Consider the following 14,879-nt stretch of genomic DNA (forward strand, 5'->3'; position numbering starts at 1 on the left):
CAAATTTACATTAAAACCCTAGCATATTGAAGGAGTTAGGATTATAAAAATCATAAAAAACTCCCAATTAAAGATATTTTTCCAATGATTCAAAAATGACATTTTTTTCCAGAAAACATTTTATTTCAGTTGCTTGAGTAACAAAAAACAAACTAGATCGTCCTATACCAAAAACGATATACTTTGGAAACAATACTTTCAATACACAACCTTAACAAACGTTATGGCGGTCTTCAAGCTTTAAAAAATGTTTCGTTAGAGATTACAAAAGGCAATGTTTATGGCATTTTGGGTCCTAATGGAAGCGGAAAATCAACTACCCTGGGCATTGTACTTAATGTGGTTAACAAAACTTCGGGCGAATACAGCTGGTTTGGCGGTAATCTGCAAACTCACGAAGCATTGAAAAAAGTGGGAGCTATTATTGAAAGACCCAACTTTTATCCTTACATGACTGCTGTTCAAAACTTGAAATTGGTATGTAAAATAAAAAATATTGACTATTCCAAAGTTGATGAAAAATTAGAGCTGGTGGGTCTGACAGATAGAAAAAACAGCAAATTCAGCACCTTCTCTTTGGGTATGAAACAGCGTTTGGCCATTGCCTCTGCCCTACTTAATGATCCCGAAATCTTAATTCTTGACGAACCTACAAACGGATTGGATCCACAGGGAATTCATCAGATAAGAGATATCATTAAGCATATTGCATCCAAAGGAACTACCATTTTGTTAGCTTCTCACCTATTGGACGAAGTTGAAAAAGTATGTTCACATGTTTTAGTTTTAAGAAAAGGGCAAGTGCTTTATTCTGGTCCGGTTGACGGCGTTTCCGCAAATGAAGGTTTCTTCGAATTACAAGCAGATGATATGGAGAATTTAATCATCGTTCTGAATACTCATCCAGCGATTGATAAAATAACAACAGCCGATGCTAAAATTTTAGTCTATTTAAAAAGTAAATTAGAATCGAAGGATTTGAATCAGTTTCTGTTTGCTAATAACATTTGTCTGAGCCATTTGGTAAAACGCAAAAACAGCTTGGAAGAGCAGTTTTTAGAATTAACCAAAAATCAATGACAATGGCAAAAATCAATTTCAATTTCAATTAAAAAATCAATAGTCTAAAAATATAATAATCTAAGTTGTTCAAAAATGAAACGATTACTCTCTATAGAATTACAAAAAATTTGGTTAAACAAAGCTAGCCGTGTACTGACCTTAACTTACTTTATACTATTATCATTTATTGCTTTAATTGCTTCTATTAATTTCAATATTGGCCCTATAAAATTTCAAGTTGCCGAAATGGGCATTTTTAATTTTCCATATATATGGCACTTTAACACTTATATCGCAGCCATTTTGAAACTTTTTTTGGCTATTGTCATTGTTTCTATGATGGCTAATGAGTACAGTTATGGTACTCTAAAACAGAATCTAATAGACGGCTTAAGTAAAAAAGAATTCATTCTTTCAAAATTTATAACTATAGTACTTTTTGCTTTATGTTCAACTGTTTTTGTATCCATTCTGAGCTTAATTTTAGGCTATAGTTTTTCTTCTTATAATGAACTGAGTATTGTCTTCTCCGATTTGGATTATCTATTGGCTTTCTTTGTAAAACTCGTTGGTTTCTTTTCCTTCTGTCTATTCTTGGGGATACTGGTAAAAAGATCAGCTTTTGCACTTGGTTTTCTTTTGGTCTGGAATGTGATAGAAGCAATCGGTAAAGGATTTTTAAACTTTCGTATTTTTCCTGAAGGCAAAATGGCAGGTTACATCACCCAGTTTTTTCCCTTGGAATCTATGGCAAACTTAATCGTTGAACCTTTCACCAGAACTTCATTAGTTAAAACAATTGGGACACAAATCGGGGTTGAAAACATCAAAGATTACAGCGTTCACTTTTCTGATATTGCAATCGTTTTATGCTGGACAATTATCTTTTTATTCTTGTCTTATAGAATATTAAAAAACAGGGATTTGTAGTATAATTGTGTACTGCGAATCGAATCAAAAAAAAATATTTATGCAATCTGCTGCATCGCTGTTATTTCATCAGCTTACTATATTGCAGCAGATGACACCAAAACATCTCAAGAATTAAAAAATATTTTGGTAAAAAGCAGTTCTGTCAATGTTACTAATTTTAAGATTAATGGCGACAAATACCAAGGGATGTCAAAAGACCAAAGAATTTACAGTAAATCTCTCCACAATAGCTACAATCGCCAACATAACATTTAAATATTTTTCGGAAGATGAAAATTATGTTACCCCTATCCTATTCTGGTCAAACGGATCTTAAATTTTTATTAGACGGTATTGTTTATCAGGACGGCCCGCCTTTCAGCAATTTAAATGCTGTAACGGCGCCTTTAATGTTAAAGAATTATTCGCTGATGATTATTGGTATACCATAACATTTGAAGACGGCCGTGAGGCAAAAGGTCATTTTAGCATCAAAAGATAGTAACAATTTACTATTTTTATAAAATGAAAAAAGCATTACGTGTAATTTTTATATTTCTCTCAATAAATTGTTTTGCTCAATTTAGCAAAACTCATTATATACCTCCATTAATTTCAGCGTGGGGATTAATTGAAGATCAATATATATACATTTCCACGCCTAGTCTCATAAATGTAAACTTTAAAATTATTGCCAACGGCGGCAATGTAATTAATGGAACGGTAAGCAGTACTAATCCCTTTCGATACAGCATTGGTACAGGTGAACACACCCAGCTGTTTACCCCATCGACAGTGTCAGGAATCATTACAAATAAAGGCTATGTAATTGAAGCCGACGATTTGGTGTATGTAAGTGTCAGGGTGAATGCAACCAGAAATGATAAGGGAGGTTACAACCATGCAGGAGGGTTGGTTTCTAAAGGGAACAGTGCACTAGGTAAAACATTCAGATTAGGAGCTATGCTGAATCCTTTATTTGATGTCACATTACTAAACTTTGCCTCAATACTTGCCACCGAAAACGGAACCAAAGTCGTCATTTCAAATCTTCAAAACGGGACAAAACTTTTAGACGGCACTATTGTTTCTGGACCAATTACTTTTACGCTGAATAAAAATGAAAGCTATGTACTTGCATTGGCAAACTACAATGACAACAAAAGTACTTCCAACAGTTCAAAAATTATTGGGGCATTGGTAACCTCAGACAAAGCTGTCGTGGTTAATTCTGGTTCATTTGGAGGCAGTAATAGTACCGAAATAAGTACTGAAAACGGAGTTACTGGACCTGCGGGAAGAGATCTTGGCTTTGATCAGATTGTTTCCTTAGAAAAAACAGGAAAGGAATATATTTTTGTAAAAGGAGTTGGAACTGATGAATTAGAACGTGTTTTACTGATAGCGCATTCCGATCAAACCAAAATCTATCTTAACGGCGGCACAACACCTTACAAGATTCTAAATAAGGGAGAGTACATTACCTTAGACGGAAGCCAATTCATAGATAACAATATGTACATTACTGCATCTCAAAATTTATTTGCTTATCAAAGTATAGGCGGATCTAAGTCTCCAGCCAACCAAAACTTATTTTTTGTTCCTCCAATAAACTGCTCAACCCCCAATACTGTCGATAATATTCCTCAAATACAGTCTATTGGTAATACAGCTTTAACTGGAGTTTTGAATATTGTAACCGAATCTGGCGCTTCTGTATCCTTAAACAACATCCCAATAACTTCTTTGCCAATCAGCATTACTGGAAATCCAAATTTTGTGCGATATACAGTCGATAATTTATCTGGAAATATCTCGGTAAAATCGAGTAAACAGGTGTATGTTTCTTATTTTGGAACTAATGGAGCAGCAACCTATGGAGGTTATTATTCTGGTTTTGATTTAAAACCAGAAATTGTTTCCAGCAAAATTTCTCTGGATAATTCTTCCTGTATTCCAAATGTTGCTTTAAAAATAAATACACTATCATCTTATGACACTTTTCAATGGTACAAAAATGATGTACTAATTCCATCAGCAATAATGGGTACTTACACGCCATCTTTACCTGGATTTTATCAGGTAAAAGGAAGTATTTCAGGCTGTATTAGTGATGTGTTTTCAGATAAAATTCCTGTAAGTGAATGCCCAATAAATAATGACAATGATCTAGCCAATGATAATATTGATATTGATTATGACAATGACGGAATATTAAACTGTACGGAATCCTATGGCAACAAACCTGTAAACAGCTCCAATCCAAGTTCTGGAATTATAACTGCAGGTACATATTCTAATTCATTTATAGGCACATTTAATAATACTTTACCAAAAGCTCCTGTCCCATTTAAAGGAAATTCAGATGGCAGTTTTGTAACTGAAGTATTAGCAGGAAAAGGATTTTCAGTCTCTTATAATTTGAATTTTACAACCCCAATAAATCTGAGTTTGGAATATGTTACAACAGCAAATACAGCCGATTTATTAAACACGAATTCAGAGTATATTATTAACTCAGATATAGACAAAACTGTCACTGTTTTAAACCCTACAAATCAATTATTGATAGATACTAATTATGATGGAATTTACGAAAGCGGCGTTACCCAGTTTTCTTCTTTTGAAATTCGTTTCAGACTCAACGGAAATACCGACCTGTTAGCAGGAAGCGGCGACTTTTCATTTCAATCATATCAAACTAAATCCTTCAAAATTACTCATAAAAACCTTTTAGATACTGCAGGAAATAAATCAACTTTCAAGCTTACAGCAACCTGTATTCCAATTGATAATGACAAGGATGGTGTTCCCGATCAATTGGATCTAGACTCGGACAATGACGGAATTCCAGATATTATAGAAAATCAAAGTGTTCCCAAAGCATTGTCAAATACCGACTCTAATCTTAATGGGTTAGATGAAATTTTTGAGCCTGCACCAATTCCAATTGATTCAGATAATGATGGCGTTGCTGATTATCTGGATTTAGACAGCGATAATGATGGAATATACGATTTAGCAGAATCGGGAAGCAATGCATTAGACAATAATAAAAATGGAATCTTGGACACTGCTGTTTTTGGTTCCAATGGATTGGCTGATTCTTTAGAAACAAGTCCTGACAGCGGAATTTTAAATTACACTGTTTCTGATTCAGATGATGATGGTATAAAAAATCATACCGAAATAGACAGTGACAATGATTTTTGCAATGATGTAATCGAAGCTGGTTTTACCGATCCAAATTTTGACGGTCAATTAGGAAATATTCCGTTAACTGTTAACAGTAATGGAGTCGTAACCAGCAAAACTGATGGATATACATCTCCAAACAACAATTATACCATTTCAGTGCCAATACTTATAACCACACAGCCTCAAAATCAATCCATCTGCGAACTGCAAAACACCACTTTTTCTATTGAATCTAATGCCGACGGATATAAATGGCAGCTTTCCACCGATGGAGGAAATAATTGGGATTTATTAGCAAACAGCACTATTTATTCTGGAACTAGTACCTCAGTATTAATTATTACAAAAGTGAGCGCTGCGATGAATGGCTATCAATATCGCATTCTGCTAAACAAAAATAATAATATCTGCGGGTTAACTTCTGATATAGCAGTTCTAACAATTCTTCCTGTACCAGTATTACATTCGCCGATAACAATTGTACAATGTGATGATGATACAGATGGCATTTCGAACTTTAATATAACCGAAAAGAACAGTTTTATTTCGGATGATTATGCCCGTGAAACTTTTACATATTATACTTCTTTAGCTGGTGCAAATACAAAAGATACAGCCACACTTATTACTAATCCATTTGCTTATACAAGTGCTAATAGTACAATTTGGACAAGGGTTGAAAACTCAAATGGCTGTTTTAGTGCTGCACAATTAAATCTAGTTGTCTCAACTACGCAGATAAGTTCATCATTCAAAAAAACTCTTGAAACCTGCGATGACTTTGTTGATGCTCTAAATGATGATAAAGATGGCATTGCCCCATTTGATTTTAGTCCTGTAATCACAGACATTCAAAATATACTCCCTTCCCCCACCTCCAACTATACCATAAAATTTTATGTCAATGAAGCCGATGCATTGGCAGAAACAAATGTTATTCAAAACCCTTCAAACTATAGAAATACAACGCCAAACCAGCAGGATATTTGGGTTCGAGTAGAAAGTAATTTAGATAATGCCTGCTTTGGATTAGGGCCATATATAACACTTTTGGTGAATCAAAAACCAAATATTGACACCAATGTTAGTCAAAATGCTAATGAAATAGTCTGCTCTAATTTACCAAGTTTTTTTGTCACTCTCAATGCTGGAATTGAAGACAATACTTCAATCTCAAACTACAATTATGTCTGGCTAAAAAACGGCACGGCGATTCCAAACAAAAACGATTACACTCTTGAAGTAAATGAAGAAGGGCTGTACGCTGTAATAGTATCCACATCAAAAGGCTGCGACAGAACACGAAATATTACAGTCACTGCTTCGGATATTGCTCAATTAAACTCTATAAACATCTCTGACCTAACTGATTTTAATACTGTAACTGCAAACGTTTCAGGGCAAGGAGAATATCAATACAGTATTGATTTACCTAATGGTCCATTTCAAGAATCTAATTACTTTGAAAATGTTTCTTCTGGAATTCACGATCTCTATATTAATGATAAAAACGGATGCGGAATCGTAAAAAAAACTATCGCAGTACTCGGAATCCCGAGATTTTTTACTCCAAATAATGACGGCTTTAATGATTATTGGAACATTAAAGGAGTTAATGAAACATTTAATACCGGTGCTCAGATTTTTATTTACGATCGATATGGAAAATTATTAAAGCAAGTTTCCCCTTCAGGCAATGGTTGGGATGGCACCTTCATAGGAAAACAAATGCCAGCCGATGATTATTGGTATACTCTAAAACTTGAAAACGGACGCGAAGCTAAGGGGCATTTTAGCTTAAAAAGATAAAACTATTAAAACATGCAAGTCAGCTTTGATTGCTGATTGGCATTTTAACAGGCTTTTACAAAATGAATAACTTTTTAATTCCATTACCTTATAAATTTAACTTACTTATTTTAAACATATAAATCAATAACTATGAAAAAGCTTTTTATAGGAATGCTATTATCTATTTGCAGCTTGGGATCGGCTCAAAACTCAACCCTTACTATCAACGTTTCAAGTTTGAAAAACAATACCGGAATAGTGACTGCCGAACTGTACAACTCCAAAGAAAACTATCTTAAAACACCTTTTAAAAAAAATTCAGCTACAATAAAATCAAATTTAGCGTCTATTACTTTTACAGATATTCCAAAGGGAGAATATACCGTCAAGGTATATCACGACGAAAACAACAATGGCAAACTAGACAAGTACATCATAGGAATGCCTAAAGAACCTGTTGCCTGTTCCAACAATGCAAAAGGATTTATGGGGCCTCCAAAATATCATGATGCAAAATTCATAGTATCTGCTGATACCAAAATGAATATTAAAATGATAACTGCACATTAACAGTCAAATTAAAAATCATAACATGAAAAAAAACTTATTTGTTATCTTAATTATCTTTTCATTTATATATACAAACGCTCAAGAAGTAAAAGTTACTTCGGGAAAAATCCAGCGTTTTGAAAATTTTAATTCAAAATTAATCGACTCCCGAAACATAGATGTATGGCTTCCTGATGGATATTCCAATAAAGAAAAATATGCTGTTTTATATATGAACGATGGACAAGCATTGTATGATGCCGAAACCACTTGGAACAAACAGGCCTGGGAAGTAGACCAGACAGCAGGAAAATTAATAGCTGATGGAAAAACAAAAAAATTTATTGTTGTCGGTATTTGGAACAACGGCCAAAAACGTCATGCAGAGTATTTTCCTCAAAAACCATATGAAAGTCTAACCCAAATTCAAAAAGATACCATTGATACCCAATTACAAAAAGCAGGAAGAAACGACAATGTTTTCAAACCCTATTCTGATTTATACCTCCAATTCTTAGTAAAAGAATTAAAACCATTTATAGATCAAAATTTTTCGACAAAAATCGATCAAAAGAATACTTTTATTGCGGGGTCAAGTATGGGAGGTCTAATATCAATGTATGCAATTTGCGAATATCCAAAAATTTTCGGAGGAGCTGCCTGCATATCAACCCATTGGCCAGGAACATTTTCTATAGCAAACAATCCTATCCCAGAAGCTTTTATCAATTATCTCAAAATGAATCTTCCCAATTCAAAAGATCACAAAATCTATTTTGATTATGGCGACCAGACATTAGATGCCTTATATAAGCCCTACCAAGAAAAAGCGGACGAAGTAATTAAAACAAAAGGTTTTACGAGCAAAAACTGGGAAACCAAATTCTTTCCTGGAGAAAATCATTCAGAAGAAGCTTGGGCCAAAAGATTGAATATTCCTTTAGTGTTTTTATTAAACAAATAAAAACATCCCATCACAAAAATAAAAATCCCAAATTCCTTTGAACCAGAATTTGGGATTTTTTATATTGAAATTTAAAATATTAGATTTTGAATCTCTTTCTATCAGTTTCTGTCAAATAGATTTTTCTCAAACGAATAGATTTTGGAGTAACCTCTACATATTCATCTTTTTGAATGTATTCTAAAGCTTCTTCTAATGAGAAAATGATTGGCGGGATGATTCTCGCTTTTTCATCAGCTCCAGAAGAACGAACGTTAGATTGTTTTTTCTCTTTAGTTACGTTTACACACATATCATCACCACGAGAGTTTTCTCCAATTACCTGACCTTCGTAGATTTCAGCATTTGGTTCAACGAAAAACTTACCACGATCTTGTAATTTATCGATAGAATAAGGAATAGCTTTTCCTTTTTCCATAGAAATCAATGAACCTTTATTACGTCCTGCAATTTCTCCTTTGTAAGGCTCATATCCGATAAAACGGTGTGACATGATCGCTTCACCAGCAGTAGCAGTAAGCAATTGATTTCTTAAACCAATAATTCCACGAGATGGAATATTAAATTTAATAATCATACGCTCACCTTTAGTTTCCATGCTCAACATTTCACCTTTACGAAGCGTAACGAATTCAACTGCTCTACCTGAAAGGTTTTCTGGTAAATCGATAGTTAATTCCTCAATTGGTTCACATTTTTTACCATCAATTTCTTTGATGATAACTTGTGGCTGTCCAATTTGTAACTCATAACCTTCTCTTCTCATTGTTTCAATAAGAACAGATAAGTGAAGTACACCACGGCCAAAAACCATGAATTTATCTGCAGAATCAGTTTCACCTAACTTCATAGCTAAGTTTTTCTCTAATTCTTTTGTCAATCTTTCTCTAATGTGGCGAGAAGTTACAAATTTACCTTCTTTACCAAAGAAAGGTGAGTCATTGATAGTGAATAACATACTCATTGTAGGCTCATCAATAGCAATAGATGCTAATCCCTCAGGGTTTTCATGATCAGAAATAGTATCACCAATTTCAAAACCTTCAACACCAACTACAGCACAAATATCACCAGCAATTACTTCTGTAACTTTTTTACGTCCAAGACCTTCAAAAGTATGTAATTCTTTAATTCTTGATTTTGTTACAGTACCATCTCTTTTTACTAAAGATATTGGCATACCTTCTTTCAAAACACCTCTTTCAAGACGACCAATTGCGATACGGCCTGTAAAAGCTGAGAAATCTAAAGATGTAATCAACATTTGTGGAGTTCCTTCAGATACTTTTGGAGCTGGTACATTCTCAATAACCATATCCAATAAAGGCTCAATATTTTGTGTTTGGTTTTCCCAGTGGTCAGACATCCAGTTATTTTTAGCTGAACCGTAAACAGTTGGGAAATCCAATTGCCATTCTTGAGCACCTAATTCGAACATTAAGTCAAAAACTTTTTCGTGAACTTCTTCAGGAGTACAGTTTTCTTTATCTACTTTATTGATAACCACACATGGTTTCAATCCTAAATCGATAGCTTTTTGTAATACAAAACGCGTTTGTGGCATTGGCCCTTCAAAAGCATCCACCAAAAGACAAACACCATCAGCCATGTTCAATACACGTTCTACTTCACCTCCAAAATCGGCGTGGCCTGGAGTGTCAATAATATTGATTTTTGTACCTTTATATTGAACCGAAACATTCTTTGAGGTAATAGTAATACCTCTTTCGCGCTCTAGGTCGTTGTTATCAAGGATTAAGTCACCTGTGTTCTCGTTGTCACGAAATAACTGACAGTGATACATAATTTTATCAACCAAAGTTGTTTTACCGTGATCGACGTGGGCAATAATTGCAATGTTTCTAATAGCTTCCATCTGTGATTTTTAATGGGTGCAAAGGTACACTTTATTTTTATATAAAAAACTTTTATACAATACTTTGATAATTTGTTTACATATAAGTAATTAATACAGCATCAAACAAATAGTGTCAGAATTTATTTAAAAAGTAGTTTTAAATTAAACATTAAATAATTATATTTGATTAATGAAAAACAAAACAAACCAAATAACTTTAACCTATATAATCGCAGCATTATTTATTGCTATTATTAGCTATAAATTGGCAAAACATTATTCTTCTTATTTAAATGCTTATAATTTTGGTTTCATTAAAGACATTCTTTTCATAATAACTACCGGCCTTCTCTTTAGATATGTTTTACACAAAAACTACAAAAGAAATACCGAAACATACAAAAAACTAAAACAGACTAACGAAAAGTTAAAAGAATCTAACGAAAAATATGATATCGTTGCAAAAGCGACCAGCGATACAATCTGGGATTGGAAAATACCCGAAGACAAACTTACCTGGAACAAAGGCATCAAGGGAATATATGGGTACAGCCAAGATCAGATAACCAATAATTCTAAATGGTGGTTTGACAATATACATCCTGAAGACAGTATAAAAATGTCTATCAAACTTTATTCTTTTCTGGAACAGAAAACCGAAAAATGGCAGGATCAATATCGTTTCAAATGTGCTGATAACACCTATAAATATGTACTAGACAGAGGTTTTATTCTAAAAGACGAAAACGGAAAAGCCGTTCGAATGATTGGGGCAATACAAGATATTACAAAACAAAAAGAAGAAGAAAACAGACTAAAATTACTTGAAACAGTCTTTACAGAAGCTCGCGATTCCATTATTATCACTCAAGCCACTTCTGATGAATTTCAAATTCCTAAAATAGTTTTCGCCAATCCAGCTTTTAGCAAAATGTCTGGGTATGATCATTTTGAAATCATAGGAAAGTCACCTATTTTTTTTATGGGAAAAAATTCAAATACTCAGGAAATTGAGAAATTAACCCAAGCTATAAAAAATAGAGAAGAATGCTTTACAGAAATCATTCTCTACAAAAAGGATCATTCTGAATACTGGGTAAGCCTTTCATTTATACCAATTTACAACCTTGAACAGGATCTTTCTCACTGGATTTCCATACAAAGAGACATTACAGAAGAAAAAAAATTAGAGAAAGAAAAAGAAATACTAATTGCCGAATTAACCCGAAACAATAAGGATTTAAAACAATTTTCCTATATCACATCACATAACTTACGGGCTCCATTATCAAATCTAACAGGTTTATTAAACTTAATGGATGATGTTACAATTGAAAATAGTGAATTAAAAGAAATCATAAACGGTTTCACAATATCTACTCATTTATTAAACGAAACCGTAAATGATTTAGCCAAAGCAATCACAATAAAGGACAGCCCAGCTATGCAGAATGAAGAGTTACAGATAAAAGATATTTTTAAAAACATTCTAAGCCAGTTAAATTTAAGCATTGAATCTACAAAACCAAAATTAAACATCGACTACGGAAATGTTTCAAAAATAAATACAAACAAAGTCTACATTGAAAGCATCTTACTTAATTTATTCACCAATTCTCTTAAATTCAGATCAAAAAACAGGGATTTAATTATTGACATTACGATTTCAGAAACAAATCATATAATTACAATTCATTTCAGAGACAATGGCATTGGAATTAACCTAGAAAGACATAAAAACAAAATATTTGGACTCTATCAAAGATTTCATGATTACCCAGACAGCAAAGGCTTAGGTTTATTTTTAGTCAAATCACAAATAGAAACTATGGATGGTACAATAAGTATTAATAGCGAAGTCGAAAAAGGAACCGAATTCATGCTGACATTTAAATCTCTATAATATGTTAGAATTAATCATGTGCATTGACGATGATCCAATCACATTAATGTTATTTAAAAAAGTAGTACAAAAGGCCGCTTTTGCAAAAGAAATAATATACGCTTACAATGGCCAGGAAGCCATTACATTTATTGACAATATACAAACCGAAGACACTAAACCTCAGTTACTCTTTTTAGACTTAAACATGCCGGTAATGGGAGGCTGGGAATTTCTTGACCTATTCAACAACTCTAATTATTACCATTTAAACAATACAAAAGTCATTATCTTAACTTCGACAATAGATCCGGAGGATATCAAAAAATCAAAAACATACCCCAATGTTATCGAATTCCTCTCTAAACCCATCAGTGTTGAAATGCTAGGTTATTTAAAAACAATTATCTAATTCACCAAAAAAAAATAAAGATATAAAAAAAGCCCCTTGATGAAGGAGCTTTTTTTTTATATAAATTATATTACTTACAATTTAGCAACATGCTTAGTTAACTTAGACTTCAAGTTTGAAGCTTTGTTATCATGAATGATGTTTTTCTTAGCTAATTTATCAATCATTGAAATTACACTTGACAATTTAGCAGTAGCATCAGATTTATCAGTTGCAATTCTTAATGCTTTAATAGCATTACGAGTAGTTTTATGTTGGTATCTATTTAATACTCTTCTCTTTTCGTTACTTCTAATTCTTTTTAGAGCTGACTTATGATTTGCCATTTTGTTATCTTTTTATCTTAATTATTTCATTTTTTAGTAGTCCGTAAGGGAATCGAACCCCTGTTACCAGAATGAAATTCTGGCGTCCTAACCCCTAGACGAACGGACCATTATCCTTCTAAGTTCTGGAATATTCTAGATCAAAAAAATTTGTAGTCCGTGGGGGAATCGAACCCCCCTTACCAGGATGAAAACCTGGCGTCCTAACCGATAGACGAACGGACCATTGTTTTTTATTCTCAGAATTTCAATCTAAATACTTCTTGTAGTCCGTGGGGGAATCGAACCCCCCTTACCAGGATGAAAACCTGGCGTCCTAACCGATAGACGAACGGACCCTACTTCTGTAAAACGCCTTACTTCTGTAACGCGGATGCAAAGATACATCTATTTTCGAGAAGCACAATAGCTGATGCAAAAAAAATTATTTTTTTTTAATATGCCTTAGCAAACAGCACCCTTCCAACAGAAGGTTCCCCAGTAAACACACAGCTTCCCGCTTGTTCTACCCTATCCAAAGGCACACATCTAATGGTTGCTTTGGTCAATTCTTTAATCTTCTCTTCTGTAGCAGCGGTTCCATCCCAATGTGCTGAAACAAAGCCTCCTTCACCATCAAGAACCTCTTTAAACTCATCAAAACTATTCACTTCAGTAATATGCGTATTTCTGTAATTTAATGCTTTTTCGAATAAATCTTCTTGAATCTGCTCCAATAAATCGCCAATATAAGTTGTGATTTCACCTTTGGAAACAACTTCTTTTGTCAAAATATCTCTTCTTGCTACTTCAAAAGTTCCGTTTTCTAAATCTTTTGGACCTACAGCAATTCGAACCGGAACGCCTTTTAATTCCCATTCAGCAAATTTAAATCCTGGTTTTTGAGTTGTTCTGTTATCAAATTTGACCGAGATATTTAATTTTCTCAAAGCTTTTACCAAAACATCAACTTCATTTGAAATTGCATCCAATTGTTCATCACTCTTATATATAGGAACAATAACAACCTGTATCGGAGCTAAATTTGGAGGCAATACCAATCCCTGATCATCAGAATGAGTCATTACAAGCGCCCCCATCAATCGGGTTGAGACTCCCCAAGATGTTCCCCAGACATGTTCCTGCTTACCTTCGGCATTAGCAAACTTTACATCAAAAGCTTTTGCAAAATTCTGCCCCAAAAAGTGTGACGTTCCTGCCTGCAGCGCTTTTCCATCCTGCATCAAGGCTTCGATACAATACGTTTCATCAGCACCGGCAAAACGCTCTGTTTCTGTTTTCAATCCTTTTATAACCGGAATAGCCATGAAATTCTCCACAAAATCAGCATAGACATTCATCATTTTCTCAGATTCTTCTATTGCTTCTGCTTTTGTAGCATGTGCGGTATGCCCTTCCTGCCACAAAAACTCAGCTGTTCTCAAGAACAATCGGGTTCTCATTTCCCAGCGAACAACATTTGCCCATTGATTTATCAACAAAGGTAAGTCTCTATAAGACTGCACCCATCCTTTATATGTAGACCAGATAATCGCTTCACTCGTTGGGCGGACAATTAATTCCTCTTCCAGCTTTGCATTTGGATCTACCATTAATTTACCTGGTTTATCAGGATCATTCTTTAATCTATAATGAGTTACAATAGCGCATTCTTTTGCAAAACCTTCTGCATTTTTTTCTTCTGCTTCGAACATACTTTTTGGAACAAACAAAGGAAAATAAGCATTTTGATGTCCAGTTTCTTTAAACATTCTGTCAAGTTCTGCCTGCATTTTTTCCCATATAGCATACCCGTAAGGCTTTATTACCATACACCCTCTAACTCCTGAATTTTCTGCTAAATCGGCCTTAACAACCAACTCATTGTACCATTTTGAATAATCTTCTGCTCTTGTTGTAAGGTTCTTGCTCATTTTGAATAATTT

Annotated in this window: 11 protein-coding genes and 3 tRNA genes; 8 read left to right on the top strand and 6 right to left on the bottom strand. The window is 33.9% G+C overall.

Annotated elements, in window-relative coordinates; translation table 11 throughout:
• Nucleotides 1-183: 183 nt before the first annotated feature.
• The 6 genes from C8P67_RS04530 (at nt 184) to C8P67_RS04555 (ending at nt 8,476) form a co-directional block, all read left to right on the top strand.
• Nucleotides 184-1,080, top strand: a complete 897-nt coding sequence (locus C8P67_RS04530; protein ID WP_115810826.1) for an ABC transporter ATP-binding protein — start codon at nt 184-186, stop codon at nt 1,078-1,080.
• A gap of 75 nt (nt 1,081-1,155) precedes the next feature.
• Nucleotides 1,156-1,992, top strand: coding sequence for an ABC transporter permease (locus C8P67_RS04535; RefSeq protein WP_115810828.1), 837 nt, complete (start codon nt 1,156-1,158; stop codon nt 1,990-1,992).
• 325 nt (nt 1,993-2,317) lie between these two features.
• Nucleotides 2,318-2,476, top strand: coding sequence for a T9SS type B sorting domain-containing protein (locus C8P67_RS04540; RefSeq protein WP_394338641.1), 159 nt, complete (start codon nt 2,318-2,320; stop codon nt 2,474-2,476).
• Nucleotides 2,477-2,499: 23 nt separating this feature from the next.
• On the top strand, nt 2,500-6,981 hold the full coding sequence (locus C8P67_RS04545; RefSeq protein ID WP_115810829.1) for a T9SS type B sorting domain-containing protein: 4,482 nt from the start codon (nt 2,500-2,502) through the stop codon (nt 6,979-6,981).
• Nucleotides 6,982-7,113: 132 nt separating this feature from the next.
• Nucleotides 7,114-7,533, top strand: a complete 420-nt coding sequence (locus C8P67_RS04550) for a DUF2141 domain-containing protein (RefSeq protein WP_115810831.1) — start codon at nt 7,114-7,116, stop codon at nt 7,531-7,533.
• A gap of 22 nt (nt 7,534-7,555) precedes the next feature.
• Complete coding sequence (locus C8P67_RS04555) at nt 7,556-8,476, top strand: alpha/beta hydrolase (protein WP_115810832.1); 921 nt, start codon at nt 7,556-7,558, stop codon at nt 8,474-8,476.
• Between the two features lie 79 nt (nt 8,477-8,555).
• Here C8P67_RS04555 and typA read toward each other — a convergent pair whose 3' ends face one another.
• Complete coding sequence (typA, locus tag C8P67_RS04560; RefSeq protein ID WP_115810833.1) at nt 8,556-10,352, bottom strand: translational GTPase TypA; 1,797 nt, start codon at nt 10,350-10,352, stop codon at nt 8,556-8,558.
• Between the two features lie 172 nt (nt 10,353-10,524).
• On the opposite strand from typA, the gene C8P67_RS04565 reads away from it, so the two are divergent.
• Together C8P67_RS04565 and C8P67_RS04570 are read left to right on the top strand one after the other, a co-directional pair.
• Nucleotides 10,525-12,237 (top strand): PAS domain-containing sensor histidine kinase, encoded by a 1,713-nt coding sequence (locus C8P67_RS04565; RefSeq protein WP_115810835.1) that lies wholly within the window; start codon nt 10,525-10,527, stop codon nt 12,235-12,237.
• 1 nt (nt 12,238) lies between these two features.
• Nucleotides 12,239-12,628: a response regulator gene (locus C8P67_RS04570; protein WP_115810836.1), complete on the top strand. Its 390-nt coding sequence runs from the start codon at nt 12,239-12,241 to the stop codon at nt 12,626-12,628.
• 74 nt (nt 12,629-12,702) lie between these two features.
• Here the strand turns inward: C8P67_RS04570 and rpsT are convergent, their stop codons facing one another.
• From rpsT to proS, 5 genes are all read right to left on the bottom strand, one after another.
• Nucleotides 12,703-12,954, bottom strand: a complete 252-nt coding sequence (gene rpsT / locus C8P67_RS04575; protein ID WP_115810838.1) for a 30S ribosomal protein S20 — start codon at nt 12,952-12,954, stop codon at nt 12,703-12,705.
• Between the two features lie 37 nt (nt 12,955-12,991).
• Nucleotides 12,992-13,063: transfer RNA gene (locus C8P67_RS04580), tRNA-Glu, on the bottom strand.
• Between the two features lie 44 nt (nt 13,064-13,107).
• Nucleotides 13,108-13,179: transfer RNA gene (locus C8P67_RS04585), tRNA-Glu, on the bottom strand.
• A 41-nt stretch (nt 13,180-13,220) separates the two neighbouring features.
• Nucleotides 13,221-13,292: transfer RNA gene (locus C8P67_RS04590), tRNA-Glu, on the bottom strand.
• A gap of 96 nt (nt 13,293-13,388) precedes the next feature.
• Entirely contained in the window at nt 13,389-14,867 is a 1,479-nt protein-coding gene (proS, locus tag C8P67_RS04595) for a proline--tRNA ligase (RefSeq protein ID WP_115810840.1), read from the bottom strand.
• Nucleotides 14,868-14,879 lie beyond the last annotated feature (12 nt).

Source organism: Flavobacterium aquicola, from assembly GCF_003385115.1.
Taxonomy (GTDB): Bacteria; Bacteroidota; Bacteroidia; order Flavobacteriales; family Flavobacteriaceae; genus Flavobacterium; species Flavobacterium aquicola.

Excerpts from the sequence above, each read along its gene's own strand:
- C8P67_RS04535 (WP_115810828.1), top strand. The coding sequence starts at position 1,156 with ATGAAACGATTACTCTCTATAGAATTACAAAAAATTTGGTTAAACAAA.
- C8P67_RS04555 (WP_115810832.1), top strand. The coding sequence starts at position 7,556 with ATGAAAAAAAACTTATTTGTTATCTTAATTATCTTTTCATTTATATAT.
- C8P67_RS04565 (WP_115810835.1), top strand. The coding sequence starts at position 10,525 with ATGAAAAACAAAACAAACCAAATAACTTTAACCTATATAATCGCAGCA.
- C8P67_RS04545 (WP_115810829.1), top strand. The coding sequence starts at position 2,500 with ATGAAAAAAGCATTACGTGTAATTTTTATATTTCTCTCAATAAATTGT.
- rpsT (WP_115810838.1), bottom strand. The coding sequence starts at position 12,954 with ATGGCAAATCATAAGTCAGCTCTAAAAAGAATTAGAAGTAACGAAAAG.
- C8P67_RS04570 (WP_115810836.1), top strand. The coding sequence starts at position 12,239 with ATGTTAGAATTAATCATGTGCATTGACGATGATCCAATCACATTAATG.
- proS (WP_115810840.1), bottom strand. The coding sequence starts at position 14,867 with ATGAGCAAGAACCTTACAACAAGAGCAGAAGATTATTCAAAATGGTAC.
- C8P67_RS04550 (WP_115810831.1), top strand. The coding sequence starts at position 7,114 with ATGAAAAAGCTTTTTATAGGAATGCTATTATCTATTTGCAGCTTGGGA.
- typA (WP_115810833.1), bottom strand. The coding sequence starts at position 10,352 with ATGGAAGCTATTAGAAACATTGCAATTATTGCCCACGTCGATCACGGT.